Here is a 24656-nt window from a genome sequence, read left to right as displayed (position 1 = left end):
ATGAGCGATACCAAGACCGTGCCCACCATGGGCGCCGACGATGCCCCCGACGCCGTCTACGATGCCCGCACCTTGGGTGCGCCGAAGATGACCATCTTCGGCATCCAGCACATGTTCGCCATGTTCGGCGCCACTATTCTCGTACCTACGCTCACGGGGTTGTCGGTTTCGGCGACGCTTCTGTTCGCCGGTTTGGGTACGCTGCTGTTCCACTTCCTCTCGAAGGGGAAGGTGCCGGCCTTCTTGGGCTCGTCCTTCGCGTTCATTGCCGGATACGCGGCCATCGCTCCCAACGGCGAGGCGCACCTTCTGCCCTATGCGTGCCTGGGCGTGGCGTGCGCGGGCCTTCTGTACCTCATCGTCTCGGCGCTGTTTAAGGTGTTCGGGCCCCAGCGCATCATGCGGTTCTTCCCGCCCGTGGTCACCGGTCCTATCGTCATCTGCATCGGGCTTATTCTGGCCCCCTCGGCCATCGCGAACTGCGAAACGAACTGGCCCGTGGCCCTCGTGGCCATTGCCATCATCGTCATCAGCAACATCTGGGGCCGCGGCATGATCCGCATCATCCCCATCCTGCTCGGTGTGATCGGCTCCTACGTGGCAGCCGCTTTCGCCGGCGTCGTGGACTTTGCGCCCGTGGCCGATGCCGCCTGGATCGGCCTGCCTGTGCTGTGGGACAACACGGTGTTCGCCCTGTTCGGCCCCAATTTCGATGCGGGCCTGGCCATTACCGCCATCATCACCATCATGCCCTTGGCCTTCGCCACCATCATCGAGCATATCGGCGACATGTCGGCCATCAGCTCCACCTGCAACCGCAACTTCATCGCCGAGCCGGGCCTGCACCGCACGCTGCTCGGCGACGGCCTGGCTACTATTGTGGCGTCGCTGTTCGGCGCTCCGGCCAATACCACCTACGGCGAGAACACCGGCGTGCTGGCCCTGACCCGCGTGTTCGACCCGCGGGTGGTGCGCATCGCCGCCTGTTTCGCCATCCTGTTCTCGTTCTGCCCGAAGTTCGCGGCGGTCATCTCCTGCATGCCGGCCTGCGTGATCGGCGGCGTGTCCCTCGTGCTCTACGGCATGATCTCAGCAGTGGGCATCCGCAACCTGGTGGAGAATCACGTGGATTTCATGATGAGCCGCAACGTGCTTATCACGGCGCTCATTTTAGTGCTGTCCCTCGGCATTGCCTCCAGTGCCGCCGGGGCCATCGTTTTCGAGGTGGGCGGCGTGACCGTGGCCCTGTCGGGCCTGGCCGTGGGCTCCGTGGTGGGCATTCTGCTGAACATCATCCTGCCGGGGAAGGAAGAGGGTTGGGACGGCGGTCTGGCCGCCGAGGCCGAGGCCGACGATGTGCCCTTGCCCCTGGAGGCCGAGGTCACGAACCTGCCTATTGCGGACTAACGCGGCGAATTCCAATCGACTGAGCGCGTGCGGGTCGTTCTCGCACGCGCTGCGTTAGTCGCTGTGGGGTGCCCCTAGGCGTGCTTGGGAAGCCACTGGGCCAGGACGACGGCCTCGTTCTCCTGTTCGTTGCGGGCGGCGTACAGCAGGGTGACGCGCGGATACGCCGCCACCTCGGGGCCGGCAAGCTTCTTTGCGAAGGCGAGCGCCTCGGGGTTGGCATCCAGCTCTTCCACGTACTTTGCCTGGAACATGTCCCACTTCGCCGGGTCGTGGCCGAAGGCCTTCCGCAGCTCGGTGGAAGGGGCCAGACACTTCGCCCACTCGTTGTAGTGTACACGGGCCCGGGTCAGGCCGCGGGGCCAGAGCCGGTCGACGAGCACCCGGTAGCCGTCGCTTTCCTCGTAGGGCTCGTATACGCGCTTGATGACGATTTCCATGAGTGGACCTCCTAACGGTTGCCGCCATTATCTCGCTCCGTGTGCGACCGCCGTTCGCCTGGCGTGCTCCGTAAGCAAACCGCCCCTGCTCTGTTACGGAACAGGGGCGGGTTCAGCTTCAGTTGAGGTTCGACAACGCTTTGGCTTTCGCGCCGATAGCTTGCTCTGTCCGCAGATGCGAACTTGTGGCGCCGCAACTCGTGATTCGGGGCCGGGGCGGGGCTTGGCAGCGTAAACTTGGCCCCGAATCGCGAGTCGTGACGACACGACCGCCGATTCGGGGCCAAAGGGGCGCGAGCCGAGAGCTATGGGCCGCGAGCCGCGAGCTGGGAGCTGTGAGCCGCAAGCTGTGGGCTGTGATCCACGCTCCTGTTCGCGCTTTCTGCGGCGGCGCCTCCTACAGTGCCAGTTTGTAGATTTCCGCGGCGTCTTCCAAGGCCAGCTTCTTGAAGCTGCCGAAGGGCACGCCCTTGTTCTGGGCCAGGGTGGGCAGCATCTTCTCGATATCGGCTTCTTCCACGCCCAGCTCGGCCAGGGTGGTGGGCATTCCCAGGCTCGCGAAGAAGCTGCGGGTCTCGTCGATGGCGGAGAGCGCGTCGGCGTTCACGTCGCCAGTGGGCACAAGCCCGAACACTGCCTGGCCGTAGAAGGCGAAGCGGGCCGGGTTCTCGCTGTGCACGTATTCCATCCACGCGGGGAACATGACGGCCAGGCCCGCGCCGTGGGTGATAGCGGGGTCGAGCGCCGACAGCTCGTGTTCAAGTCCGTGAGTGGCCCAGTCCTCGTGACGCCCCACGCCGGCGAGTCCCTGGTGGCAGAGCATGCCCGTCCACATGATGTTCGCGCGGGCGTCGTAGTTCTCCGGATCGGCCAGCACCCGCGGCGCCTCGGCGCGGATGGTGTTCATGAGCGACAGGTTCAGGTTGTCGGTCACGGGCACTGCGCCCACGTCGTCGAAGAAGCGCTCCAGCAGGTGGCAGTACATGTCGGTCAGCCCCGCGGCCGTCTGGAAGGGCGGCAGGGTGAAGGTGAGCTCCGGGTTCATGAAGGCGAACTTCGGGCGCTGAGCGTTGTTGGCGTAGCCGGTCTTGCGCCCCAGCTCGTCGTTGGAGACCACGGTGTTCTTCGAGGCCTCGGAACCGGCAGCTGGAATGGTGAGCACCACAGCGATGGGCAGCACGTCGTGATCGAGTGCCTTCGTCTCGAAGAGCTCCCATACGTCGCAGTCGACGCAGGCGCCGTTGGCGATGGCCTTGGCCGAGTCGATGACCGAGCCGCCGCCCACGGCCAGAATCCAGTCGACGTTGCCTTCCTTGCACAGCCGCACGCCCTCGCGCACCAGCGTGATCTCGGGGTTCGGGCGCACGCCGCCCAGCTCGATATGCTCGATACCGGCGGCATCGAGCGAGGCGCCTACGCGATCGATGAGTCCCGAGCGCCGGGCGCTCTCGCCGCCGAAATGCACGAGCACGCGGCGGGCGCCGGCTTCGGCCAGCTTGGCACCGACCTGCTCCTCGGCGCCGCGGCCGAACACGAAATGAGTGGGGGAAACGAATTCGAAGTTCTCCATGAGGATCCTTTCCATCAGAGAGCGCCCGCACCGGCCGCTAGGGTGCAGCCCCACGCGCGAGACGCCTAGGGCCCAGTATACTGGTAGGGAAAGATAATCGTCCATGGAAAAGGAGACGCTCATGACCGTTTTGTTTGTGAATGCCTGTCTGCGCGGCGAGCAGTCGCGCACGCTCACGTTGTGCCGCGAGTACCTGGAGGGCGTCGACGACGTGGAGGAGGTGAATCTCGCCGAGCTGAAGCTTGAGCCCTACTACGGTCCGTCGGCGGCCTACCGCGCCCAGTTGGAGAAGGACGGCCAGTTCGATGACCCGATGTTCGATTTGGGTCGGCAGTTCGCCGAGGCCGATGAGATCGTCATTGGCGCGCCGTATTGGGACTTGTCGTTTCCCGCGGCGCTGAAGATCTACATCGAGCACGTGGCCGTTATGGGCATGACCTTCCACTACACCGAAGAGGGCCGCTGCGAGGGGCTGTGCCGCGCGAAGCACCTCACCTACATCACCACGGGCGGCGGCGAGGTGAGCGCCATGAACTACGGTTACGAGTATCTCTGCGGCATCGCCGGCATGTTCGGCATCCCCGAGACCCGCTTCGCAGCCGCCGAGAACCTGGACGTGGTAGGCGCCGACATCGAGGCGAACCTGAATGAGGCTCGCAAGGTGCTCAGCCGTCTGAAGGCGACGCGGTAGGGAAGAGGCGCTATCGCGCGATGCGGGTGAGTAGTTCCACCTTCTCACGCACGGCGTCGACGATAGTGGCCACGCGTCGCTCGGGAATATTGGGATTCTGGGAGAGGATCGCGCCCACTTCCTCGGGGTAGCCGTCCAGCATGACCGGGTCGAACCAGTCGAAATAGCCGTCGAACAGGCGCAGCTGGTCGACCGGCTTCATGCCGTTCATTTTGAAGGGCTTGGCCATATACAGGAAATCGCCGGGCACTTCCAGGAATTCCGTGTCGGACCACAAGCACGAGCCGGAATCGAACACTGGCGCGATGCCCGTCACCTCAAGTGTCTCCACGTTGCGGATGATGCCGAAGTTGCGGTAGTGACGGTCGCGGTTGGCCAGCACGAAGTCGCCGGCGAACATCTTGGCCAGCGAGGTCATGGTGGCGTCGGCGTCAAGCCCCAGATCCTCCAGGCGCTTCACGTAGAAGCGCAGATCGGACAAGTTGTTCGGCTGCTTCACGTTGCGGATGGCGTCCCAGGCGGCCACCAGTTCCTCGTCGGGCCCCAGCAGGTTCGGGCAGGCAGAGTACACCCGGCGTCCGTCCTCGAACAGCGTATAGGGAGTGAACTCGCCGGGCTCCATCAACCGACGGTGCAACGCCGTAGCGGCCACCTCGTTGTAGGGCTCCTGATTCACGAAGCCCACTCCTGACTTCAGCAGCACGCGCTCGCCGTTTACGATCTTCCACTTCTTCAGAAGGTCGCCTCCCAAGGTGCTGTTGGGGGAGGACAGGTTTACCGTGCGGTAGTCCGGCGCATCGGGGGAAGACCCCGCTAAGTCCTGGCCCAAGGTGAGAAATCCCAGGTCATCAGAGAAGTCGTTGTCGAAGAAGTCGACGGCGTCCCACGAGGCGGGATCGTCCTCGTCGTTCAGCCAGTAGCGGTCGGAAAGCGACAGCCCGAAGCTCTTCTCGGCGAGCACCAGCGTGCTTTCCAGCTGCAGGTTCTCCAGAAGGCGCTTGATCTGCGCGCGCGAGGAGGGAATGGCGCGGTGGCGCCACCAGTAATTCAGCTCGGCTTCGGAGAGGTCGCCTCGGCGGTCGACGAGTCCGAATGGCGCCGCTTCGGGGGCGAACACCTCGCGGATGCGCACGGCCTTGTGGTCACCCAGGTCGTAGTCGAACGACAGCACGGGCGTGTTTTTGTTCATGAGCACGTAATGGGCAAGGGTCACGAGGTTCACCGCCTTTCGGAGCATGGGGCGCCGCGACTTGGGACGCGGGACGTCGGGACTGAGGGTTCGGCGTTGAGCCCATTATACGGGAAACCGTCGACCTATGCCGACCTACGCCGCTGCGGGTTCGATGGGGCACGCCGTCCTACGCAGCCGCAGGCTCAATAGACCGGTAGCAGCGGCGGCGCACGATGAAATAGGAGACGAGCATGGCCACGATCATGAACGACCAGGTGACCGGATAAATCACCATAAGGGTGTCCCAGGTGCCCGAAAGCGGGAACACCCAGGTCACGAGCGCCACGCGCAGCACGCAGGAACCGAGGATGGTGATGACCGCCGGCAGGGTGGACCAGCCCATGCCCCGCATGGCGCCGGCGGGCACTTCGTAGAAGGTGGTCAGGCAGTCAGGCAGCTCCACGAACCACAGTCGCACGAGACCGAAGCCGAGGGCGGCCGCGTCTGTGGTGAACAGCCCTAGCGCCCGGGTGCCCAACGCCGTGAACGTCACGCCCAAAATGAGCGACGAGGCGAACCCGAACAGCACACACCAGCGGAAGATGGCCCGGCAGCGGTCGGCGTTCTTCGCGGCGAAGTTCTGGCCGGTAAAGGTGACGGCGGTCTGGCCGAAGGCGTTCACAAAGAAGTAGGTGTAGTACTCGAAGTTCAGCGTGGCCGCCGACCCCGCGATGGCCGCCGAGCCGAAGCCGTTGATAGTCGCCTGCACAACGGTGTTGGAAAGCGAGAACACGGCACCCTGGATGCCGGCGGGAACGCCGATGCGCAGAATGCCGGCCAGCTCGGGGCCGGAGATGCGCAGCTCGCGTAGGTGCAGGCGGAAGGGGCCTTCCTCGCGCATAAGGAACGCCACCACGATGACGGCGCTCAGGGCGGCGGCGATGACGGTGGCGATGCCGATGCCCGCTGTGCCCCAACCGAACAGGCGCACGAAGGCGAGGTCGAGCACGAAGTTCACCACAACGGCGGCAGCGAGGGCGTACAGCGGTCGTTTCGCATCGCCGTGGGCTCGCAGAAGTGCCGAACCGAAGTTGTAGATGGTGAGAAATGGAATGGCGCAGAAGTAAAGCCGCACGTAGGTGAGCGCGTCGGCGAGGGAGTCTTCGGGCATGCCAATGGCGTCCAGCACCCAGGGGGCCAAGGCGAGCCCCGCCGCTCCCAGCGCCACCCCGGCGATGAGGGAGAGCGCCATGGCCGTGTGGACGCTCTTCTTGATGCTGTGGAACTCGCCGGCACCCACATGCATGGCCACGACCACGTTGGCGCCGATGGAAAGTCCCACAAACAGGTTCACGAACATAGCCGTCACCGGGTTCACGCCGCCGATGCCCGCGAGCGAGAAGCTGCTGACGAACTGTCCGGCAATGGAGGCATCCGCCGAGTTCAGCAACTGCTGGAGGATGCTGCTCAGCGCCAGGGGAATGGCGAACCGCAGAATCTTGCCCGGCAAGGGGCCGTTGAGCATGTCGATACCGCTATCGCGTTTGGGGCGGCGCGCACCCTTCTCGTTCGATATGTCTCGCTGCGAAAATCCCATAACGAGCGAATCATAACGCGGCCACCTCGGTCGCGCCCGACGATTACGCCATCGGTGCGCGATACCCTCGAGATGGCATAATGCATCCCTCGCTATCGCCCCCGGAACTCATTGTAGATCTATCTATCGGCGTCCACCTTTTCGTTGCATCGTTGCAAGCATTGTGGAACGCAAACTATTTGCGCTCCAAGCACCTGTGACGAAAAAGCGAAATCATACGTATCGTTGCAAATGCAAGGTCGTACGGTCAGCGGTCTTCTGGTGGTACACTGTGTGCGTCCTGACCTATGTTGCCCTATGCGAGGATGTCCCGATGACTCTGGATCTAATGCGAGAATACATCGTCTTTGCGAAGCACTTGAATTTCAGCCATGCGGCACTGGAACTTAACCTGACGCAATCGACCCTAAGCAAGCACATTGCCGCACTCGAAAAGGAGTTGGGCTTTCCCGTGGTGACCCGCGGTCGCGAGCTGTAATTTACCGCCCAGGGAAAAGCCTTCCTCGAAAGCGCCCAGAAAGTCGTGCACCTCTACGACGCCGAGCTCTCCTCCCTGAAGGAGAGTTTTGCGTCAAATAAAGGACCCGTGCGGCTTTACGAAGGGATGGCTCGCTGGACGAAATTCCTCGATTCGGTCAGTGATATTCCAATCACGTTTGTTGAGATGCGGGCGGGCGAGTCGGTCATTGGGGGTATGGAGAAAGGGCGGATGGATATTGGATGCGGTCTCGATTTCTCAATTAGCCCTCATATGAAGGCGAGCGCTGCTGGGAAAGGAATCGAGACGATGCACCTTGCCTCGATTCCCATGGGCATTCTCATGTCGCGCAATCACGAGCTTGCGCGACGCAAAGCGCTATCGCGCGAGGATTTGCAGGATCGAACTTTTGTCGTACTCGACGGGGCCTTTTTCGATGAGACTAGCGCGTTTGCCAGTACTTTCTTTGGTCAGGATCTTGGTTTGCGATTCTCTATCGTACCGATCTCGGGGAGTTTGGCAAACATCGATTATCTGGACCTGGGGGATAAGCTACTTCTCTACAGTCGAGAAATCTTAGAAGCTCTTTGTGAGCATAGGGATGATTTAGCTAGGTATTCGTCTTTGGATGGCGTGCCGCTTGAAGCGCCTATGGCGCTGTACTACCGCAAGGATGAGTCGGACCCCGATACCTTGCGGCTCATTGCGTGCGCTCGTCAGTTTTTCTCTCTGGCGTCCTAGAGCGAAAGAGCATCGCAAGCGATCGCTGCGATGCTCTTTCGAAGGGGAGGGAAAGCTAGGGATTTAGAGCGAAGCGAGGTAGCTCCCCACGAGGCGACCGGAGGTCAGCGCCCAAGAGAACTTGCCGCCTGCCCCCGTGAGGAAGTCCTTCGCAAGGCCATGAGCGCCTTCGCCCGTGGCATAGAGGCCGGGAATGACCTCGCCCAGGGTGTCCAGCACCTCAAGCTTGTCGGTGACGCCCACACCGAAGGCGCCCGACATGACCGTTGCGTATACCGGGCCGATAATGCGGTAGGGAGGCTTGGTGAGGCCGGCCGTTGCGATGCCAAAGTTGGTGCGCCCGAAGTCTGGATCGCTTCCTGCGGCGGCATTCGCGTTGTACTTCTCGATTTCCGCCGCGAGGCCCGCTGGATCCACGCCGGCGGCTTCGGCCACCTCTTCGATGGTGTCGCCGAAGAAGACCTTGCCCTCCTGACCTTCAAGCTCGGAGAACGGGCCATAGCCGGAGCCGCGGATGGTGAGCATCGGCTGCGTGCTCATTTCAGGAGTCTCGGCGATGGCCGCGTCGTACACGAGGAAAGCCTGGCGGTCGGTCAGCGCGTCAACGGTAAGAAGCATCTCGCCGGAGGGCGTGTTCTCACTGGCAAAGCGCTTGCCCTGAGAATCGACGAGAATGGCACCCATCTGGTTCATGAGCAGCTCGTACCAATGCGAAGCGTTGCCGGCCGTGCAGAACAGAGCCGGCGCGGCTGCCATGGCCGTATACTCAGTGGTGTCGGCGCCCACTTTGCACATCATGCGGATACCGGTGCCGTCGTTGAGCTTATTGGAGGCTTCGACATTGGACTGGGCGAGGGTGTAGATCTTTTTGCGCCACTCTTTCGAGGCCTCGATGGATCCTGTCGCCATGACGACGCCCTTATTGGCCTTGTAGTATGATCCACTGGCACCTTCGGTTTTCACGTCAACGACACGGCCGCTTTCGACAATAAGCTCGGCGCCCTTCGTGTTGAACTTGAGATCGACTCCGGCCTCTTCCAGCTGAGGTTGAATTACGGAGGGCCATGCCGATGCATCGGGGTAAAGCATGTGCAGTCGAGCGACAGGCTGACCCGGCTGCTGGGAGGGGCCGACGATGTCTACGCCGTGCTCCACCAGCCAGTCGACCGTATTACCCGCCTCGGCGCAATGAAGCTCGGTGATGCACCAGTCATCGCCGACATGCTCTACGTGGTCGGGGCCGAACATAGCCTCCAGGGAAGCTTGGGTGTCGCGGAGAAGCGCGTCGCCGTTGTCGCCCTCGATGCCAGCTTCGGCCTGCATCTTTGTGCCGGCGCCTACGATGGCGCCACCGCAGAGCGCGCCGCTGCCGCCGATGGAATTGTTGGCTTCAATGACGATAACCGAGGCGCCGGCTTCCGCAGCGGCCAGGGCTGCGCACGAGCCGCCGGTGCCGCCGCCTACGATGACGATGTCGGCTTCCTGATCCCAATCGACCGACGAGGCAGAGCCTGTGTCTGCCAGGTTGCCGGCGTCGCTAGGGCTGCTGGGGCTGCAGGCGGCCAGCCCCATGGCGGCCGTGGCCGCACCGGCGACCAGGGCGCCCTTCATGAAGTTCCTGCGCGAAACCTGCTGCAGAGAATTCTGTTCCATTGGTCCTCCTCCTAAACGTAGAACTGCGGCTTTTGCCGTGGCGAGCAGTTTAGGAAGTTGGCCGAGAATACTAAAAATTCAAATGCTGCAACCCGGTAGTCGGAAATGGAATACCTCAAGGGAGCTGAGGCTGTCAGCGAGCGATCAGCGTGACTACGACAATACGCATCATTGGGGAGCAAAACGATGCGCACGAGCAGCTTTGCGATGTCGCAATGAAATGATGGTAATGCCCTTTTGAGGAGTGAAATGTCGTAATAAATGGGGAGTTTATTACGACATTTTCAGAAAACGATGGCGCATCGTCTAAGCGATTCCTGTAGCTGCGAGTCCGTTTTCCTTTCTGCAAGCCTCCATGCACTCGAGAATGATGGCTGCACCTTCACGCACCCAATCGCTGGCGTCAGCTGAATACGTGAGCGAGGTGGGCATGCCGAAAGGCTTTCCGTCCAGTTCTTCGAAGAGCGCCACGTCGGCGCGGTCGGCGAACCAGTGGCGATTTTCCGATAGCCCGCAGATGTGGAGGCTATCGCCGTAGGTGGCGAAGGCCAGGCCGCTCATGCCGTTGATGGGCTGAAGGCTGAAGCGCAGATTCAGATTGTCGCCTAACATGCGCTCGTAAAGATAGCGGATGCGGTCGTAATTGTGGGCATCGTTGATGATGATGGATGCGCCGCGAAGGTCATTGCGCGAAAGCGCGGACTTGCTTGCCAGGGGATTCGACGCCATCATGCTGATACTCATGCGGAAGGCCAAACACGTTTTTGTTACCAGATCGAGAGCGCTCGCCTCCTTTACGAGTGAGGCAAAAGGCGTGTAGTCGTAATCGAGCACGATGTCGGCCGCGCCATTGGCGATGGGCTGGAAGATGGGATCTCGGTAATCGTGATCGACGAAAGCAAAGGGCATGGGCAGCCGCTCTTTAAGTTTGGTCGCAAAAAGAGGAGTTGGATATTGAACAGCGATGCGAAGAGTGGCGTCAGGATCGCCCATCTCTCGGCACCGTGCCAGTGTCTCGTCGAGTTCATCCAGCAGTGTTCGGGCTCCGTCGAGAAAAACGGCCCCTTTATCGGTGAGTCGGTTGCCCGCTTTCCGGTCGATGAGCGAAAAGCCCACGTCGCTCTCGAGCGCAGCAATATGGGTGCTTAGCGTTGATTGGGCGATGAACAGCTCTTTGGCGGCATCGGTGAAGCTTAAGTAGCGAGAGAAAACGACGAACTCTCGCAAGTACTCGGTTCTCATAGCGAACCTCCTCCCTTGCTTTTTTGCATTATCGCATGTTGCGCAAAGCAAGAGCACGACGTCCGAGACGGCGATATCGGATTTCACGAAAAGCCATCATGAAACGTGATAGCGGATCGCGCATTTGCATTTAGCTATCGGCCTGGCGCCAGCGCACTATGGAGTCGTGCCGAAGGGCAACTAATGTAAGGAAAGGGGACAATCATGAATCTGAACGAAGGGCTCAATCGTCGCAGCTTTTTGAAGGGCGCGGCTCTCATGGGTGGAGCCGCCGCTTTTGCCGGCATGGTTGGTTGCGCGCCCCAAACGTCCGCTTCTCAGGAACTGAGCTCCACGAGCGATTCGGCGTGGGACAAAGAAGTGGACGTTGTGATCGCCGGCGCCGGCGGCGGTGGCCTGGCTGCGGCTGTTGAGGTCTCTGCGGCGGGCAAGGAAGTTGTCGTGTGCGAAGTGATGAGCAGCGCCACCATGTCCAATTCAGCCCTGTGCGCCGGTATGATTCAGGGTGCTTGCACGAAGCTGCAGAAAGAGGCCGGCATCGATGATTCGGTCGAGGAGTTCGACAAGTACCTGACGGCTGTGGCCGAGGGCTTCGAGAATCCCGAGCTGCGCCGTCTGTACGCCGAGAAGTCCGGCGAGACCATCGATTGGCTAGCCGAGCAGGGCGCGGCTCTTTCCACTGAGCGCCTGTCGACCCAGGGTACCATGGTGGACTACTACACCGATGTGACGCCCGCCGTGGCCCGCATGCACCAGAACGCCGATGGCAGCGGCGCTGGTTTCACCGAGCCGCTGCGCAAAAAGGCTGAGGAGCAAGGTGCGGAATTCATGTTCGATACCCAGGTCACGCGTTTGCTGACCAACGCTGACGGCGAGGTGGAGGGCGTTATCGTCGCAGATGGCGGCAAGGAGCAGCGCATCAAGGCGCGTCTGGGCGTCATCCTGAACACGGGCGGTTTCTCCCGCAACGCCGACATGGTGCGTAGCTTCATGTCGCCGGCCATGCCGGGCATGTTTAACGACCGCCCCGTCATGGGCTCCTATGGCTCGCCGTGGCAGCAGGGCGACGGCATTATGATGGCCTGTGCGCTCGGTGCCAAGCTGGTGAATCCTTGGTGCGCCTACAATGTGGCCCCTGGTCTGGAGCGCAAGGTTGAGGATAATTCCGCAGGCTACATTTCCATGCCGGGTATATTTGTTTCTACTGACGGCCAGCGCCACGTTCTGGAGAGCGGTCGTCCCACCGAGAACGTGGTGGGCGATGTTTGGAAGCAGCCGAACGGTTATGTGTGGAACATCTGGGATCAGGGTCTCGCGGATGCGACCGCTGATTTCGGAGGGCCGATCATGTACTGTAGTGACGGGTTCGAGGAAGAGCTTTCCGGCGGCTATGTCGTCAAGGCCGACACCGTGGAAGAGTTGGCGGCAGCCCTTGATTTGGACACGGACGCTCTTAAGAAGACTATTGACGACTTCAACGAGGGTGCGGCCTCCGGAGCCGATGCCCTGGGTCGCCAGAACGCAATGCCCCTGACGCAGCCCCCGTTCTTCGCTGGTCGCGTTATCGCCGTCTCGCCCGATACGGCCGGTGGCGTTGACGTGAACACCAACACCCAGGTGCTCAACGTGTTCGGTGAGGTTATCCCGCGCTTGTACGCGGTGGGCAACATGGTTGGCGGCTTCAAGGGCAAGGTGAACGCCGGCTGCGGCCAGGCGCTCGGCTGGACCTACACCTCGGGACGCATCGCCGGTCAGCACGTGGTGACGCTGGAGCCACTTGCGTAACTATTTCGATGTCGCCTGCCGAGTCCTCCCCTCCCGCTCGGCGGCGCGACCCAATGAGGCGAGGGCGGCCCGGCTGTCGGGCGCCCTCGCCGGTATGGCTAAGGCAGGAGTGGGCGGATTGTCGGAACGCAAGCGAAAGACAGGGGAGTGTCATGATGGAGAATTCGACGAATGAACGGCAGGATAACCGCGAAATGGATCGACGCACCGTGGTGCTGAAGGGAGCCGCAGTTGCCGCTGGTGCTTTGTGCGGCGCGAGCGCCTTGGGCCTTGCGGGCTGTTCGACGCCAATGGCCGATACGGGGGAGCAAACTTCCATGGATGAACTGATGAAAAAGATGCAGGAGCTCGAGGATCGGCTCTGGGTTGCCGAGGCCAAGGAAGAGATTCGCTACAAGTTGTGCATGTACGCTCGTGGCGACGATCGGCAGGATGCCGCCATCGGCAAGCCTGTCTATGCCGAGGACAGCTACGTTGATTTCGGCACGAGCCCGGAATTCGGCGAAGTGTTCAAGGGCTCGGGCCAGGAGTGGGCCGAATATTGCGCGAACACGATCGATAAGGGCATTACGGCTAATGGCGGTTACTACGCGCACCAGATGTACAACATCGCTATTACCGTGAATGGCACGAAGGCCGGTTCCGAGACCTACGCGAACGCACCGGTGATGAGTCCCAACGAGGACGGCACTTGGCACGTGCTCCAGACGGTGGCCCGCTACTGCGACAAATGGGAGTATCGCGATGGGGAATGGGTCATCGTCGAGCGTATCGTCACTAACGATTTCGGTTGGCACCTGACGTCGGAGAAGCTGCAAATTCCCTACGGCTGCGCCTTCGACGAGACCGATCCGTCCTACGGCGCTCTCGCCTACGGTGCTTAAAAAGTCGTAGCGCGCATACTGTTTGGGATGTTAAGCTTTAGCGAGCTGGCATCGATGGAAGGCCCGTCCTCATGCGGGCCTTCCATCGTATTGGATTGCTGCGGAGGAAGGCTCGTCGGGCTGCGATGGCCGATCGGAGCCGCACGGCACGAGGAGGGGCTATGGATATTCAGCAGATCAAGTACTTTTCTCGGGTCTATGAGATGCGCAGCTTCACGCAGGCGGCCGATTCTCTGTTCATTTCACGGCAAGCGTTGCGCAAGTCGGTGGCGCGGCTGGCTCAGGAAATGGGGGAGCCGCTGTTCGAGAATCGGGGCAACGTGCTTTTTCCCACGGCCGCGGCCGACCTTCTGTTCAGCGCCTCGCGTCCGGTGTTGAGTGCGTTCGCACAAATGGAGGTCGAGCTGAACCTCGGCAAGCTAAAGAGCCAAGGGATCGTGCGTTTCGGTCAATCGGTGGAGGCAAGCGACGTTATGACCTCGGGCGAGATGAGACAGGTCATCGACTTTTCCTCGACAAGCGAGCTCGTGACCAAGGGAATGCGCTTCACCGAAGCAAACTGCGTGGAGCTGCGCCAACAAATCCTTGAGGGCGATCTTGATTATGCGAGTCTTATCGCCACAGTGGTGAACGAGTCCCTCTTTGATTACGACACGGCCATTGGGGGACGCATCCACATCGCCGTCCGTACTGATGATCCCCTTGCTGAGAAAAGCTTCATACGTCTCGAGGATTTGGAAGGACGCCCCTTCACCTCTCAAGGAGCTGGATTCGATGTGCATGATCGCCTGGTGGAGGCGACCGAAGAGCGCGGTGTCAAGCTTAACATTGTGTGCACGCGTTCGGGTTTGCACAATCGGCTCGAAATGGTGCAAACCGGGGTGACGCTCACCTACGCCTACCGCGATCTGAAGTTTCCCCGTGTTGCTCCGGACGTGGTGTGCATTCCTCTTGAAGAGGCTCCCATGAAATGGTTCTACTGCACCATTGCGAAGAAGGGGCTCGGCGACCCCTATCTGCTGCGGTTTTTCAGCGGCAAAGAAGATTTCGTCCTCTGGAAGGACTGACGGCGGTTCGTCTCCATATCTAAGCGAGCTCCTTCGTAAACCAAAAGCTCCCGGCGAACAACTTAAAGATTCTCCCCTCAAGCCTCGCGCGATTTCAGAATGAGGCCAGAAGATGCCCGTCAATAACGCGACGGGTACACGAGACGAGGAAAGGGGATATCTTGGAGCCTGTTCAGAACACGACGGGAGCTCTAACGCGAAGAGGGTTCCTCAAGACCACGGCCGCGGCCGCGCTCGTTGCGGGCGGCGTTTCGGCTGCGGGGTTCGCGGCCCTTACGCCCAAGACGGCTTCGGCCCAAAGCGACGAGAAGATCTGCACGACCTACTGCAACGCCTGCATGGGTTGTCCGCTGGAGGCCGTGGTGCGCGACGGCAACGTGGTGCTCACGCGCGCCAAGGAGATCGAGGGCGCGCCCATCGACCAGAAGCGCATGTGCGCCCGCGGCGCCTCCATCCCCACGCTCATCGTGCAGGAGAAGCGCATCCAGTACCCCATGAAGCGCGCCGAGGGCACCGAGCGTGGCGCCGGTCAGTGGGAGCGCATCAGCTGGGACGAGGCCATCGACACCATCTGTACGAAGATCAAGGAGTACCAGGCAGAATTCGGCTCGGGCAGCGTGTGCTCCTTCACCTACGGCACTACCGAGCCTCGCAACATGTACAATCTCAACCGTTTGGAGAACGTGGCCCAGTTCTCGCACCAGAACCGCACCACCGACTTCGCGCTCACGCAGGGTACCATGTACACGGCGGGCGGCTTCTACTATCAGGGCGGCGCCGACATGGATCTCGTCTCCCAAATGAGCACCTTTGTCGTGTGGGGCCATAACCCCATCGTGTCCTGGCCTAACGCCTGGCACTACATCGCCGACGCGATTGAGAATAACGATTGCAAGCTCATCGTCGTCGACCCCAACAAGAACACCATCGGACAGAAGGCCGACTTGTTCGTGTCGCTGCAGCCCGGCACCGATGCCGCGCTCGCTCTCGGTTTGGCGAAGATCATCGAGGAAGAGGGCAAGACGGATGATGCCTTCATGCAGCAGAAGTCCTGCGCCCCGTTCCTCGTGAAGGAGTCCGACGGCCGCTTCCTGCGCAAGAGCGACTTGGAAGAGGGCGTGGCGGCCGATGCCGACGACTTTGCCGTGTGGGACGAGGCCACGAATGCCATGGGCTACGCCTCCACGGCGCAGAACCCCGTGCTGCGCAAGAAGGGCATCGAGGTCGCCGGCCAGCGCTGCAATACGGCCTACAGTCTGCTCATCGACCGCATCAGCGAGTATCCCATCGAGATGGTGTCCGAGGTGACCACCGTTCCCGAGGAAACCATTCGCACCTTCGCCGACCTACTTTGCCGTCCTGGCATGGCCGACATCTTCCAAGGCTATGGCATCGACCATTACGGGCACGGTTTCAATACCATTGCGGCAGTGAGCGTTTTGCGTATTATGCGCGGTATGGTGCCTGAGCCCCGTATGAGTTACCCGCTTAATTCCAGCGGCTTCGATGAGACGGAAACCGAGCATCCCGCCATCGTCCAGTCGCTGGGTACCTTTATGTTCAACGACCTGCTCGACACGGGAGAATACACATTTCCGGGCGTGACCGCGCACATGGGCGAGCAAGTGATGGAGCTTCCCGATGTCACGGTAGAACAACCGCTCAAGATGCTCATCTCTTTCGGTGCGAACATCGTGAACTCAGCTCCCGACCGTAACAGGACCATCGAGGCGTACAAGAAGTTCGATTTCCTTGTGACTGCCAACATCGAGTGGTGTGATACGGCCGACATTTCCGACATCGTGCTGCCCGCGGCCACCATTCAAGAGGTAGGCGGTCCCATCGGCATGAATGGTTGTCTCGTGTGGGCCGATAAGGCCATCGAGCCGAAGTTCGAGGCCAAGTCCGACTACGACATGGCGAACCTCATCGGGCGCGGGCTCGGCTTGGACGAGTGGTTCCAGGAAGAGTTCGACGAGGGCATGAAGCACGTGGTGAACACGGCCATGGGAGCTGCTATGGGCATCGATGCCGACAAGCTGAAGGAAGCCGGCGTGATGTACGTGGGCGCCGTTCCTATGCCGGCCTACATGACTATGACGGGCAAGCTGCAGTTCTATCAGGAGAACCCGGGCCCCATCGAGAACTATGGCCAGCCCATGGATCCCGCGAGCATCGCGCTGCCCCATTGGGAACCGCCCATGGAGGCGTGGCCCGTCACGGCCGGCGGCTTCGACACCAATCCTCTGGCGGAGAAGTATCCGCTCATCGTGACCGCCGGCACCCGCCGCTTCCGCGTGCATTCTTACTACGGTCAGAACCCGTTGCTGCGCGAGATGGAGATCAACGAGCCCTGCGTGCGCATCAATTCCGTCGATGCCGAGGCGCGCGGCATCGAGGACGGCAGCTACGTGCGCCTGTTCAACGACCGTGGCCATGCGGTGGCCAAGGCCACCTTCAGCGCCGGTATTCGCCCGGGCTGTCTGGATATCGACCGCGGCTGGCAGCGCTCCCAGTACATAAGCGGCTGCAATAACGACCTGACGAGCAAGCAGATTGTGGACTGGACCTGCCCCACCTACTCCTACCACGATTGCCTCGTGGAAATTGAGCCGTGGGACGGCGTGGTGGCGGAGTCTCAGGAATAAGAGGAGGAGGAACCCCATGAGATACGGAATGGTCATCGACCTAAAGCGTTGCTCTGGCTGCAAGACCTGCTCGGTCGTGTGCAAAGTGGCCAACAACATTCCCAACAACATTATCTGGAATCGCGTTCTCACCGAGGGCGGCAATGCCCCGGATACGGCCGGGGGCACCTGGGACAACCCCGAGATGCAGCATTGGCCCGTGGCCTGCCAGCACTGCGAGAATCCGGCCTGCACCAAGGTGTGCCCGGTGGGCGCCACCTGGAAGGACGAGCAGACGGGCATTGTGCGCCAGGATTACGACAAGTGCATCGGCTGCCGCATGTGCGTGGCCGCCTGCCCCTACACCGGCGTCCGCTCGTTCAACTGGGAGGAACCGGCCTACTACGCCGACTTCGCCCTGGGCGACGCCGATGCCGCCAAACACGAGAAGCACACCGTGGAGAAGTGCATCTTCTGCACCCAGCGCGTGGCTCGCGGCGAGCAGCCGGCTTGTGTGGCCGACTGCATCGGTCGTGCCCGCCACTTCGGCGACCTGGACGATCCGAACTCCGAGGTGTCCAGGCTTCTGGCCAGCCGCGAGTACACGCAGCTGCACACCGAGTTCGGCACCAAGCCCTCTGTCTACTATCTCGTCTAGGAAGGGAGTACGCTATGAACGATGCGAAAGGAAGCGCCGCGTCCCATCGCGGACTGACCGTGGGGATCATCGCTTGCGCGGTCGTGGCGGTTATCGGCGTTGCCCTGTGGATGGTGCAGCTTTCCGGCGGCATGATTCAGACCGGCATGCGCAACCTTGATTCCTGGGGCTTTTACATCACCCTGTTCATGTTCTTCGTGGGCTTGTCCGCTGGCGGCCTTATCATCAGCTCCATCCCCAACGCCTTCGGCATGAAGGGCTTCGGGGACATCTCGCGGGTGGCCATTTGGACGAGCATCTGCTGCACCTGCGTGGCCATCGGCTTTGTGGTGGTTGACTTGGGCGGTCCCTTGCGCCTGTGGGAGCTGTTCGTTTATTCCAACCTTTCATCGCCGCTCATGTGGGATATCATCGTGCTTTCCACCTACCTCATTCTCTCCATCGTGTACCTGTGGGCCTACCGGCGCGAGGATGAGGGGAAGATGTCGCACACCGCCATCCGCGTCATCTCCATCATTGCTCTGGTGGTGGCGGTGGGCGTGCACACAGTGACGGCTTGGATTTTCTCGCTGTCGGCGGCCCACGAGTTCTGGCACACCGCCCTTATGGGCCCGTGGTTCGTGGCCTCTGCGCTGGATTGCGGTACGGCGCTCGTGCTCGTCGTCGTCATCGCCCTGCAGAAGGCCGGGCGGCTTTCCATCGAGCGCTCCTCCATGGTGAACCTTGCGAAGATGCTCGCGGTGTTCACTTGCGTTGATCTGTACTTCTTCGCCTGCGATCTGCTGACGAGCGGCTTTCCCGGCGGTGAGGGCGCCGATGTGGTGGCCATGCTCGTGACCGAGCCTCTGGCGCCGTTCTTCTGGACGCAGATCGCCTGCATGGTGCTGGCCTGCGTCATCCTGTTCGTGCCTCGTCTGCGTACCAAGGGCGGCGTGGTTGTAGCCTCGGCGCTCGTGATCGCCGGCGTGTTCTGCAAGCGCTGCGAGATTCTGGTGGGTGGCTTCCAGATTCCCAACATCGAGTTCGCCGACGTGGCCAACCAGATGACTATCACGAACTGGGACTCCGGCATGTCGCTTCTCGGCTACCAGGGCCTCGTGTACTGGCCGACGCCCCTGGAGTTCGGCGTGGCGGCCGGTGTCGTGGCCCTCGGCGGCTTCCTGCTGCTACTGGGTCTGAAGTACCTCCCCCTGCACCTTAAGGAGAAGGTCGCCTAATCGGCTGCTCCGGTACAAGATAGCTCTCTCTTCGAAGAGCCGCAGGCCCCGCAGCTTGCGGCTCTTTTGTTGGGAAGGAAAAGAAGAGGAAAGGGTACGCGGTGAATTTGAGTTCGAAAGAAGCTAAGCGGTCGCGGGGGCAAAGGTCGGCGAGAAAGAGGCTGCTGGCCGCTGCGGTCGTAGGTGCCGTTCTGGTCGGTGCGCTGGGGGTGGGGTTTGCGCTTGCGCCGGATTCGGGGCTGCATCCCCTGACGGCTGACGCTGCTTGTCCGGTAGCGGGTTGCACGAACGGCGCATGCCACGGATACGACGCCGTTCCCGAGCCCGACGGGCGCAGCGAGATGCGCTGCCCCGAGGCTGGCTGCACATCGGTTGAGTGTCATGGGTGGGAGACGCTCGCGGGGCGCTACCACCAGGCCTCCGACATGTCTTTGAATCTGTGGATACTCATGCCCGTAGTGCTGGTGCTGGGCCTTTGGGTGGTATCGCGTCGTTTGTCGAAAGGGGAGCGGCATGCGGGCGCCTAGGGTCATTTTCGATATTGTGTTGCTGGCTCTCTATTTGGTGGCGGCGAACCCGGCGTTGACGGGAGTGCCCTTTCACGAATATCTTGGGGCGGGCATCTTCGTGCTCATGGTTGCCCATGCTGTGGCGAGCGGTGAAGGCCTGGGCGGCCGCGGTCGTTGGGCGCAGCGCGTGCTCAACGGGGCGTTGCTGGTCGCGCTCGCGTTCTGCGTCGTATCGGGAGCTATGGTGTCGGGGACGCTGCTGCCTTCTTTGGGCTTCTATGCGACGGGCTACTATTTCTGGGGCCCATTGCATGCCTTATCCGCCAAGGTGCTGTTGGCCGCCCTGCTCGTGCATGTTGTTCTGCGCGCACCAGGGGCTCTGGCGGTGTTTCGTCATCGGGAAGCGCAGGTGGAAAAAAGGGTTAGTGGTTGAATGTGCGCGGAGCTTGAGTTTGTGTGCAGAATTTTGCGATTGGTAGACCTCCTGAAGCCAAATCGGACTCGAATGAGTCTTCCAATCGCAAAATCCTGCACAAATTAGAGCCATGGGATGCTGCCAATCGCAAAATCCTGCACAAAAGCCTATGAAGGCCGTGCGCCGAATGTCCTTGTGCGATAGTTTGGAAGGTGCCAGTGGTGTTTAGCCGGCATTCTATTATTCCAACTCCCTTGCCAGGTAGCGGCCGGTGAGACTGTCGGAGTTGGCAGCCACCTGGGCGGGCGTGCCCTCCGCGACGATGCGGCCGCCCTGCTCGCCGCCGCCCGGGCCCATGTCGATGAGGTAGTCGGCGTTGGCGATCATATCCAGGTCGTGCTCGATGACCACCACGGTGGCGCCGTGCTCGATGAGGTTCTGCAGCACGCCGATGAGGGTCTCCACATCGAGCGGATGCAGCCCGATGGTGGGCTCGTCGAAGACGAAGAGGGTGTCGTCCTGGTTGCGGCGCATCTCGCTGGCGAGCTTCAGGCGCTGGGCCTCGCCGCCGGAAAGGGCCGGGGTGGCCTCGCCCAAGGTGAGGTAGCCGAGCCCCAGGTTGTGCAGGATCTCCAGCTTACCGTGCACCTTCTTCAGGGGTGCGAGGGCCGCAAGCGCCTGGTCCACCGTAAGCGAGAGCATTTCCGGCAGCGAGAGGGTGCGCACGCCGTGGAAGTCGGCGGCATGATCGCCTTCGTGGAGCGCGGCTGCTGCGGCTTCCGCGCCTTCTGCCGGGTTGGGCGCTCCGGGGTAGTCGTCCACTTCCATCTGAATGGCCTCGGCCTCGTGCCCGTAGCGGCTTCCGCGGCAATCGGGGCAGGGGATGTCTACATCGGGCAGGAACTGCACGTCAAGCGACACCTGGCCGGTGCCATCGCAGGTGGGGCAGCGCAGCGACCCGGTGTTGTAGGAGAAATCGCCGGCCTTAAGCCCCGCCGCCTTCGCCTCGGGTAGCTTCGCGAAGGCGCGGCGCAGCTCGTCCAGCACGCCGGAGTAGGTGGCCACGGTGGAGCGCACGTTCACGCCGATAGGCGTGGCGTCCACCAGATCGACGCGCGCGATGCCCAGCGCATCGACCTCCACCACGTGTCCGGGTAGCGCCCGCCCCGCCAGCTGCGCCTTCAGGCCGTCCACGAGGCTTTCCAGCACGAGGGTGGTCTTGCCCGAGCCGGATACGCCGGTGATACAGGTGAGACGCCCCTGGGGAATGCGCGCTTCAAGCGGCTGCACTGTGTGGATGGCCCCCGTCTGCAGGCGGATCGCGCCCTCGGCGAAGAGGTGCTCAGGTGCGACGGGCGTGCGCACGCGCACCTTCGCCGTGCCGGCCAGAAACGGCCCGATGCGGCTTTCCGGGTTCGCCTCCACGGCCGCCACCGAGCCCTGGGCGATTACGTGGCCGCCCTCGGCGCCCGAGCCGGGTCCGATCTCGATGAGGTGATTCGCGTGGCGCAGCACGGCCACGTCGTGGTCCACCATCACCACCGAGTTTCCGTCGGACAAAAGGTCGTCCATCACGCCGAGCAGCCCCTCCACGTTGGCCGGATGCAGCCCGATGGAGGGCTCGTCCAGCACGTAGAGCACGCCAGTGGTGCGGCTGCGCACGGCACGGGTTAGGGCCACGCGCTGGCGCTCGCCGTTGGAAAGGGTCTCGCTGGCGCGGTCGAGGGTGAGATACCCCAAACCCAGCTGCCCCAGGCGCTCGATGGGCTCGCGCATCTCGCCGATGATGGCATCGGCCATGGGGCGCATGTCAGCTGGCAGCCAGGGCGCCACCGTGGGCAGCCAGTCGCGCAGATCATCCAGGGTGAATGCCGTCACCTGGGCCAGGTTCAGTCCGTCGATCTCGCTGCTGCGGGCCTTCTCCGACAGACGCGTGCCGTGGCAGGCGGGGCAGACCGACTCGCAGAGGAACTTCGCCACGCGGGCCATGCCCTTCTCGTCCTTCACTTTCGCCAGGGCGTTCTTCACAGTGTTCACGGCGCTGTAGTAGGTGAAATCGAGTTCGGTGGCGTGGTCCTTGCCCTTGGGCACGTACAGGATGTGCCTCTTCTCCATGGGGCCGTGCAGAACGATGTCCTGCTCGGCGGGGGTGAGGTCTTGGAAGGGCACGTCGGTGCGCACGCCCATCTCGCCGGCCACCTGGCTCATGAGCGACCACATGAGCTGGCGCCATGGGGCCACTGCGCCCTCGTCCAGGGAAAGGGTGGGGTCGGGCACCAGGGTGCTCTCATCGATATCGCGCACCACGCCTGTGCCGCCGCATTCGGGGCACGCGCCGCCGGAGTTGAAGGCCAGATCCTCGGCGCCGGGCCCGTAGAACTTCACGCCACAGGTGGAGCAGGTGATGGGCTGCTCGGCGGCCACGGCCAGCGAGGGCGCGTTCGCATGCCCGTTGGGGCAGCGGTGGCTGCCCAGGCGCGAGAACATGAGGCGCAGGTAGTTCAACAGCTCGGTGGAGGTGCCGAAGGTGGAGTGCACGCCCGGCACGCCCGGGCGCTGGCGCAGGGCGAGGGCGGCGGGCACGTGCAGCACCTCGTCCACGGCGGCGCGGCCGGTCTGCGAGATGCGCCGGCGGGTGTAGGTGGAAAGGGCCTCCAAGTAGCGGCGGCTGCCCTCGGCGTACAGCACGCCCAGCGCGAGTGAGCTTTTCCCCGAGCCCGACACCCCGGCGATGCCCACCAGTTGGCGCAGCGGCACGGCCAGCGTGAGGTTCCGCAAGTTGTGCACCCGCGCCCCGCGTATCTCGATGCAGTCGGGCTCGGTGAAGGTGGCGGGGGCATTGGCGAAGGAGGTCATGGGGGCTCGATTCTCTAGCGAGATATGCAAAGCGCCCCACCGAGGCGGGGCGCTGTTGTTTCTGGAGCCAACGAGCGGATTCGAACCGCTGACCTACGCATTACGAGAGGCAAAAGACCAGATCAGATAGGGTTTCTCGTATCCATCTGCGCTCGCACAGCGCCCTATCGTGGTCGTTTAGGGTCATTCGCGTTCTTTCGTGTTCGCGCGCGTTGGCACACGATTGGCACACGCCCGGAGGCTCCAGAACTTGAAAGCTGAAGGGATGATACCAGATGATGGACAGGGAAGACGAGCTTACTTTCCAGATGGAAAAGGCCGCAAGCTCTATGGCTGTGGTGGAGGCAGTGCTCAGGGGTATTGCCGACTGCTGCGAAACTTCCGGCAATGGCGCCCAGGGCGGCAGGGGTACTAGTGATGAGCTGTTCGGGTGCGCGTATGTGCTCGAAGGAGTACGGGACAACCTGCGGGCCGCGATGCTCGGGAAAGGAGAGTAGCCATGGCGACGATGCGCGAGAACGATTTGGAGAACATGGCCATTGCCGCCCGGTGCGTCGTGGCCTCAACCGTCGTGGCGCTGGCCGACCTCGCGGAGGTTCGGGCGCTCCAGGACGTGCAGAGCCACGTTAGCGGCATGATGGCCGATGAGGTGCTGTGGGGCTGCATCGAGAACCTTAGGGGGCTGAATGCGAGGCTCCAGGCAGAGTTTGAGAAGGGGGCGAATAGCCATGCTGGCGACTAAGGAGGGGCTCTACACCCGCGAGGATTTCACCGACGAACTGGAGCACGGGGGGGGGCACTCTCCGCAGCCTCCATGCTGGACCAGGCCGACGGGCTCGCCCTCGTGTGCGCCCTGGCGCTGGACAGCGCGGCATACGACGGCCCGGACGATGACGGGGAAGTGCTCGGCGAGGTGACGCGGATGTGCTCGCGGCTTCTGGTAGAGGCCCGGAAGGCCATCCGGGTGGCGGACGATCTCCTGGCCGAACTGTAGGGCGCCGCCTCCCCAAAACCTCCCCATAGCGAAGGCCCGCCGATCTGGCGGGCCTTCCTACGTCACGCGACGCCTTTTTTATTGGCTTGACATAGTTGCTCCATCTCCCGCACCTTGCGTGCCGCGCGCTCCTTGCGCTTCTGGGCCGATTTGCGGGCCCGGTATTCCTTTCCCGCCTCCCAGTCGCTCAGGTCGGCCAAATAGGCCGTAGCGGCTGCGACGGCCTCCCTCGGGGGCATTCCCGACGTGTCCGGGGCGAGCGGCGGGGCGTCCCGCACCCTGCCGCCCCGCTTGGACTCGAACCTCGCGTAAGTCTCGCGCTGCTCCAGGGGAAGGCGCTCCATGAGCGCGGCGGTCTTCGCCTCGATGCGCTGGAGGTAGTGGCGCGAGCGGCACTTGTCGCAGCGGCCCGACTTGTCCACCCTCCGCGCCCAGCTCGCGCACTCGTCGCACCAGAAGAGCGGCGTCCCCACGTACACGAACGGCACCCCCAGGCGGGCGCACTCCCCGGCCACGTCCCGCGCGTCGCGGCGAAGGTGGCGGGCGAGGTCGGAGAGCGGCACCGTCCCGGCGTAGTCCCTCACGAACAGCGTTTCATCGAGCGTCCAATCTCTGAACATGGCGCGTACCTCCATCTGTGATAGCATTCCGGCT

Annotated in this window: 23 protein-coding genes; 15 read left to right on the top strand and 8 right to left on the bottom strand. The window is 62.4% G+C overall.

The genetic code is table 11. The features are described from left to right. Window positions 1-1407 (top strand): uracil-xanthine permease family protein, encoded by a 1407-nt coding sequence (locus C811_RS12050; protein WP_016309914.1) that lies wholly within the window; start codon window positions 1-3, stop codon window positions 1405-1407. A 74-nt stretch (window positions 1408-1481) separates the two neighbouring features. Here the strand turns inward: C811_RS12050 and C811_RS12045 are convergent, their stop codons facing one another. Both C811_RS12045 and C811_RS12040 read right to left on the bottom strand, forming a co-directional pair. Further along, complete coding sequence (locus C811_RS12045; protein ID WP_016309913.1) at window positions 1482-1847, bottom strand: DUF488 domain-containing protein; 366 nt, start codon at window positions 1845-1847, stop codon at window positions 1482-1484. Between the two features lie 397 nt (window positions 1848-2244). Then, on the bottom strand, window positions 2245-3417 hold the full coding sequence (locus C811_RS12040) for an iron-containing alcohol dehydrogenase (RefSeq protein WP_016309912.1): 1173 nt from the start codon (window positions 3415-3417) through the stop codon (window positions 2245-2247). A gap of 121 nt (window positions 3418-3538) precedes the next feature. On the opposite strand from C811_RS12040, the gene C811_RS12035 reads away from it, so the two are divergent. Continuing rightward, window positions 3539-4108, top strand: a complete 570-nt coding sequence (locus tag C811_RS12035; protein WP_016309911.1) for an NAD(P)H-dependent oxidoreductase — start codon at window positions 3539-3541, stop codon at window positions 4106-4108. Between the two features lie 10 nt (window positions 4109-4118). Here C811_RS12035 and C811_RS12030 read toward each other — a convergent pair whose 3' ends face one another. Together C811_RS12030 and C811_RS0103755 are read right to left on the bottom strand one after the other, a co-directional pair. Beyond that, on the bottom strand, window positions 4119-5321 hold the full coding sequence (locus C811_RS12030) for a hypothetical protein (protein WP_016309910.1): 1203 nt from the start codon (window positions 5319-5321) through the stop codon (window positions 4119-4121). A gap of 145 nt (window positions 5322-5466) precedes the next feature. Continuing rightward, window positions 5467-6876, bottom strand: a complete 1410-nt coding sequence (locus tag C811_RS0103755; RefSeq protein ID WP_016309909.1) for an MATE family efflux transporter — start codon at window positions 6874-6876, stop codon at window positions 5467-5469. A 313-nt stretch (window positions 6877-7189) separates the two neighbouring features. On the opposite strand from C811_RS0103755, the gene C811_RS16290 reads away from it, so the two are divergent. Next, window positions 7190-7354, top strand: a complete 165-nt coding sequence (locus C811_RS16290; RefSeq protein WP_016309908.1) for a helix-turn-helix domain-containing protein — start codon at window positions 7190-7192, stop codon at window positions 7352-7354. A gap of 45 nt (window positions 7355-7399) precedes the next feature. Then, complete coding sequence (locus tag C811_RS0103750) at window positions 7400-8095, top strand: LysR substrate-binding domain-containing protein (protein ID WP_156997097.1); 696 nt, start codon at window positions 7400-7402, stop codon at window positions 8093-8095. Window positions 8096-8158: 63 nt separating this feature from the next. Here the strand turns inward: C811_RS0103750 and C811_RS12025 are convergent, their stop codons facing one another. Continuing rightward, entirely contained in the window at window positions 8159-9748 is a 1590-nt protein-coding gene (locus C811_RS12025) for an FAD-binding protein (RefSeq protein WP_016309906.1), read from the bottom strand. Between the two features lie 306 nt (window positions 9749-10054). Continuing rightward, window positions 10055-10990: a LysR family transcriptional regulator gene (locus C811_RS12020; RefSeq protein WP_016309905.1), complete on the bottom strand. Its 936-nt coding sequence runs from the start codon at window positions 10988-10990 to the stop codon at window positions 10055-10057. 204 nt (window positions 10991-11194) lie between these two features. Between C811_RS12020 and C811_RS12015 the strand changes: the two genes are divergently transcribed. The 8 genes from C811_RS12015 to C811_RS0103745 all read left to right on the top strand — a co-directional run bounded on the left by C811_RS12015 (window position 11195) and on the right by C811_RS0103745 (window position 20170). After that, a complete protein-coding gene (locus C811_RS12015) occupies window positions 11195-12775 on the top strand; it encodes an FAD-dependent oxidoreductase (protein WP_016309904.1) in 1581 nt (526 codons plus the stop codon). A gap of 329 nt (window positions 12776-13104) precedes the next feature. Then, window positions 13105-13659: a nuclear transport factor 2 family protein gene (locus tag C811_RS12010; protein WP_198010031.1), complete on the top strand. Its 555-nt coding sequence runs from the start codon at window positions 13105-13107 to the stop codon at window positions 13657-13659. Between the two features lie 161 nt (window positions 13660-13820). Then, the gene (locus tag C811_RS12005; RefSeq protein ID WP_016309902.1) at window positions 13821-14726 is read left to right on the top strand and encodes a LysR family transcriptional regulator; all 906 of its coding nucleotides are present in this window, start codon (window positions 13821-13823) and stop codon (window positions 14724-14726) included. A 161-nt stretch (window positions 14727-14887) separates the two neighbouring features. Further along, the gene (locus C811_RS12000) at window positions 14888-17374 is read left to right on the top strand and encodes a molybdopterin-containing oxidoreductase family protein (protein WP_016309901.1); all 2487 of its coding nucleotides are present in this window, start codon (window positions 14888-14890) and stop codon (window positions 17372-17374) included. A gap of 16 nt (window positions 17375-17390) precedes the next feature. Further along, entirely contained in the window at window positions 17391-18011 is a 621-nt protein-coding gene (locus tag C811_RS11995; RefSeq protein ID WP_016309900.1) for a 4Fe-4S dicluster domain-containing protein, read from the top strand. 14 nt (window positions 18012-18025) lie between these two features. Then, a complete protein-coding gene (gene nrfD / locus C811_RS11990) occupies window positions 18026-19228 on the top strand; it encodes an NrfD/PsrC family molybdoenzyme membrane anchor subunit (RefSeq protein WP_016309899.1) in 1203 nt (400 codons plus the stop codon). Window positions 19229-19335: 107 nt separating this feature from the next. Next, window positions 19336-19755, top strand: coding sequence for a hypothetical protein (locus C811_RS11985; protein WP_156997096.1), 420 nt, complete (start codon window positions 19336-19338; stop codon window positions 19753-19755). Further along, window positions 19742-20170 carry a DUF4405 domain-containing protein gene (locus tag C811_RS0103745; protein WP_016309897.1) on the top strand — a complete coding sequence of 143 codons (429 nt, stop codon included), beginning with the start codon at window positions 19742-19744 and terminating at the stop codon, window positions 20168-20170. Before C811_RS11985 ends, C811_RS0103745 begins: the two co-directional genes overlap by 14 nt. Window positions 20171-20392: 222 nt before the next feature. On the opposite strand, the gene C811_RS11980 is transcribed toward C811_RS0103745, so the two are convergent. Further along, complete coding sequence (locus C811_RS11980; protein WP_016309896.1) at window positions 20393-23008, bottom strand: excinuclease ABC subunit UvrA; 2616 nt, start codon at window positions 23006-23008, stop codon at window positions 20393-20395. Window positions 23009-23283: 275 nt separating this feature from the next. Between C811_RS11980 and C811_RS11975 the strand changes: the two genes are divergently transcribed. From C811_RS11975 to C811_RS11965, 3 genes are all read left to right on the top strand, one after another. Then, on the top strand, window positions 23284-23505 hold the full coding sequence (locus C811_RS11975) for a hypothetical protein (protein WP_016309895.1): 222 nt from the start codon (window positions 23284-23286) through the stop codon (window positions 23503-23505). 2 nt (window positions 23506-23507) lie between these two features. After that, the gene (locus tag C811_RS11970; RefSeq protein ID WP_016309894.1) at window positions 23508-23750 is read left to right on the top strand and encodes a hypothetical protein; all 243 of its coding nucleotides are present in this window, start codon (window positions 23508-23510) and stop codon (window positions 23748-23750) included. 72 nt (window positions 23751-23822) lie between these two features. Then, window positions 23823-24002 (top strand): hypothetical protein, encoded by a 180-nt coding sequence (locus tag C811_RS11965; RefSeq protein ID WP_016309893.1) that lies wholly within the window; start codon window positions 23823-23825, stop codon window positions 24000-24002. Window positions 24003-24064: 62 nt separating this feature from the next. On the opposite strand, the gene C811_RS11960 is transcribed toward C811_RS11965, so the two are convergent. Next, entirely contained in the window at window positions 24065-24622 is a 558-nt protein-coding gene (locus C811_RS11960; protein WP_016309892.1) for a hypothetical protein, read from the bottom strand. Window positions 24623-24656 lie beyond the last annotated feature (34 nt).

It is taken from the genome of Adlercreutzia caecimuris B7, from assembly GCF_000403355.2.
In the GTDB taxonomy this organism is placed as follows: domain Bacteria; phylum Actinomycetota; class Coriobacteriia; order Coriobacteriales; family Eggerthellaceae; genus Adlercreutzia; species Adlercreutzia caecimuris.
The sequence above is the reverse complement of the archived record's forward strand: the minus strand, read 5'-3'. Positions and strand labels throughout refer to the sequence as shown.